The sequence below is a fragment of the Syntrophales bacterium genome (genome assembly GCA_030018935.1).
GTDB lineage: Bacteria > Desulfobacterota > Syntrophia > Syntrophales > CG2-30-49-12 > CG2-30-49-12.
This window is the reverse complement of the sequence record JASEGZ010000081.1, coordinates 1-3,319: the sequence shown is the minus strand read 5'-3', so window position 1 is coordinate 3,319 and position 3,319 is coordinate 1. Positions and strand designations below refer to the sequence as shown.

At 45.9% G+C, this 3,319-nt stretch carries 3 protein-coding genes; 1 reads left to right on the top strand and 2 read right to left on the bottom strand.

Going from position 1 to position 3,319, the window contains the following annotated elements:
* The first annotated feature begins 314 nt into the window (after positions 1–314).
* The gene (locus QMD03_09935; GenBank protein ID MDI6777531.1) at positions 315–776 is read left to right on the top strand and encodes a hypothetical protein; all 462 of its coding nucleotides are present in this window, start codon (positions 315–317) and stop codon (positions 774–776) included.
* A gap of 177 nt (positions 777–953) precedes the next feature.
* On the opposite strand, the gene QMD03_09930 is transcribed toward QMD03_09935, so the two are convergent.
* The gene (locus QMD03_09930; protein ID MDI6777530.1) at positions 954–1,376 is read right to left on the bottom strand and encodes a cobalamin-dependent protein; all 423 of its coding nucleotides are present in this window, start codon (positions 1,374–1,376) and stop codon (positions 954–956) included.
* A 24-nt stretch (positions 1,377–1,400) separates the two neighbouring features.
* On the bottom strand, positions 1,401–3,080 hold the full coding sequence (locus QMD03_09925) for a methylmalonyl-CoA mutase family protein (protein MDI6777529.1): 1,680 nt from the start codon (positions 3,078–3,080) through the stop codon (positions 1,401–1,403).
* Positions 3,081–3,319 lie beyond the last annotated feature (239 nt).

Below are 3,319 nucleotides of genomic sequence, written 5' to 3'. Positions count from 1 at the left end.
AAGTCTTCGCCTGAAGGCGAGGGTTTTTCTCCCAATCCCCGAGGGGGACAATAATCGGCGAACTTGAATCACGGGGCAAAAGTAAAAAAGTCATAATTGGTCCAGATACTTGGGCACTTGCAGACAAGAGAATATTCTTTCTTCCAAGTCATGGTATAGAAGTCTTTACTCTTTCCCCTTCCGATGCGGCATTAACCCATAGTTTCAGTAGTTTTGCCAAGCTAATCCCAACACTTAAATCAACAAAAAATCGGGTCATTGACCTGTATCCAAATCACGCGGCTGTATGTGTGTGGATCAACTTAGGGAAAGATTTGAAGATTCTTCTTGGCGCTGATTTAGAGGTTCATAGAGAAGACTCCTTTGGATGGAAAGCAATAGTCACATCAAACACCCGCCCAGCAGGCAAGGCTCTTGTCATAAAGGTTCCGCACCATGGGTCTTCAAACTCTTATTTGAAAGAAATATGGACGGAGTTAATTGATCCAGATCCTATCGCAGTGGTAACACCTTTCACAAAAGGGAAAAAACCATTGCCAACTGATCTCGATTTGAAAAATATCCGTCAACATTCGAAGAGAACATACTGCACTGGTTCACGAACAGGTGGAAAACAGATAAAGCGAGACAGCAGTGTTGAAAAGACTCTTAAGGAATTCGCGAAGTCCCGTAGAGTCGTAACAGGCAAGATGGGACGTGTTACGGTCACATTTCCTGATTCGGCAAATATTACTGGTGTCCAAGTAAGTATCCAAGACCCCGCTCATCGATTATAAGCTGTATGCTTTTCGTCAATTCGGCAGATGCTTGGACGCCCTATTGTAAAGCCTTTATGATCTCCAGCAATACAACTCAGTATGTAAGAGATCCTACAGGATGATTTGGATAGAAAAGGGAGTCAGCAAGAACCTCTCAGGGCTAAATTATGCAACCCTTGAGCATGTTATGGTTCGTTATTTCTCCGAAAATGCCCTTCGTTTCTCAACCTCCCTTGACACATAGTCAACTATGTTGTGTTTCAAAGGAGTGCCGGGCAAAAACACCTCGGCAACGCCTAATTCTTTCATCTCTGGAATTTCGTCATCATAAATGATTCCGCCCACCACGACCAAAACATGTCCCAGATTTTCTTCCTTTACCCGAGCCATCACCCTTCGCATAGCCTGCATATGGCCGCCACATAAGAAGCTTAGCCCCAAAACGTCGGCATCTTCTTGAATCACCGCCGTTACCACTTCTTCTACTCTCCTGCCTGCGCCTAAATAAATTACCTCCATCCCGGCATCACGCAATGCTCTTGTAACAGCCTCAATCCCACGATAATGGCCGTCAGTGCCGATCTTAGCCGTTATTACCTTTATCTTTTCCTTACTCATGATCATTTGTCCCCTTATCAACCTTCAAAAAGGATTCTTTCTCTCACCGGCCCAATCGTATTCCAATCCATCAACCATTCTTAACACTCCCCTTATCTCGGCAAAAGTAACGTCAGCTTCCAAAGCTTCAAATACGCAAGGGACTAAACTATCATTGGTCTTCCCGGCGATATTGTATAACTTTTCCAACGCCCTCTTCACTTTTTCTTTGTCCCTCTTTTTGTCTCTCCATTCCACATATTCAGCAAGATAAGGCTCAACTTCCCTGGATACATCAGGCGCATACCTTTTGGGCTTGAAATCTTCTTCCGGTGGAATGATAAAGCGGTTAACGCCGATAACCGGCTTCTCCCCGCTTTCTATCTTCCCCTGCAACGCTATCTGACTTTTCTCCAGTTCCCTCTTGACCCAACCGGTCCGCATTGCCTCTAACCAGCCGCCCATTTTTTCAATCTTGTCAACCTCTGCCTCAATCCTTTGCGCCATTTCATTAGTCAGCCACTCCACATAATAAGAACCTGCCATCGGATCAGCCACCTTCGGCACGCCGGACTCATACCTTATGATCTGCTGAGTCCTGACGGCAAGAGTTGCCGCATCTTCTGATGGGGTGGCCCATGCCTCATCGTATGATGGGACCTGGATGCCCATGGCGCCGCCAAGAACACCGGCCAGGCAACCCAAAGTCCCCCTCATAAGATTGACTAAGGGTTGCTGTCGTGTAAAGCTTGACCCTGCAATATTAGCGTGAAATCTAAGGCATAATGCATTTTGGTCGGTAACTCCAAAGTCTCTTTTTAATGTCTCAGCCCAAATCTTCCTCGCCGCTCTAAACTTCGCTACTTCCTCAAAGAAATCCTGACTTACACTCAACACCGGCATCAACTTTTGCGCAGCGACATTTACGTCAATCCCCCTTCTTACCATCTCGCGAATCGTTTCATTACGGATGGCGATGCTATATGCAATCTCCTGAACGGCATCACAAAACGCCTCACGTATATCATAGCCGCTGCTATACCACCCGTTCCACTTGGATAGATTCCGGCAGACATATTCCAGGAAGTCATTTGACCATCGGAATATCGTCGAGGTGCGGCCGTTAAGAAATGTTATATATTCCTGATCGGGAACACAGGTGTTAAACAGATAGAAATGTGGAATCAGAGCCAAACCCCGCAATTTGCTTATATCGCACCCATGTTTCATGGCAGTCAAGATATAAGCTTGTGAAACGTCAGGCACAGCAGGAGCTGAAGAAAAGCTGAGCGCATCCAAGGGCAGACCCTCAAGCATTTCCTCTACATCTTTCAGGGAGTGCAGGCAAGTGCCGCATACCCCAAGATGACCATCGGCAGCCAGCTGGTCCGGCTCAAGCCCATAGAATGTCGGGTTGTCTAACTCACATTCTATAGCTGTCATGCCCTGCCCTATCAGGTATCTCAATCTCTCATTATACGCCTTCGGTGTGGATAGGCCGGTAATATTCCTGATATTCCATAATTTACCGCGATACATTTTGGGATGATGACCCCTGGTAAAGGGATACTCCCCGGGAAGGCCAATGTCCTCATGAACGTTAATTTCTGCAAGATCATCTTGGGTATATAGCCCTTTTACAGGAATCCCGGAATCTGTCTTGAAGTCTGTTACCGCTTCACGGTAGGCCTCTGTAATTTTCTCTTTTCTTAATTGATCGCTCATTGGAACCCCCTGTGCATTATTTATTGAGGCTTTAGAGGCTCTAAGAGTAACTATTCAGCCTCACTTAATTTAAAAGTATCTTACCCCCCCCTAAAAAAAGTCAAGGGATTTTTTTAATTTCTTTGATTTTTCTCTGAACTCCCTTTCTGTCACCAATACCATTCAAACTGCCTTCGAGGGGAATCCTTTTATTGTCCCCCTCGGGGATTGGGAGAAAAACCCTCGCCTTCAGGCGAAGA

Excerpts from the sequence above, each read along its gene's own strand:
- QMD03_09930 (MDI6777530.1), bottom strand. The coding sequence starts at position 1,376 with ATGAGTAAGGAAAAGATAAAGGTAATAACGGCTAAGATCGGCACTGAC.
- QMD03_09925 (MDI6777529.1), bottom strand. The coding sequence starts at position 3,080 with ATGAGCGATCAATTAAGAAAAGAGAAAATTACAGAGGCCTACCGTGAA.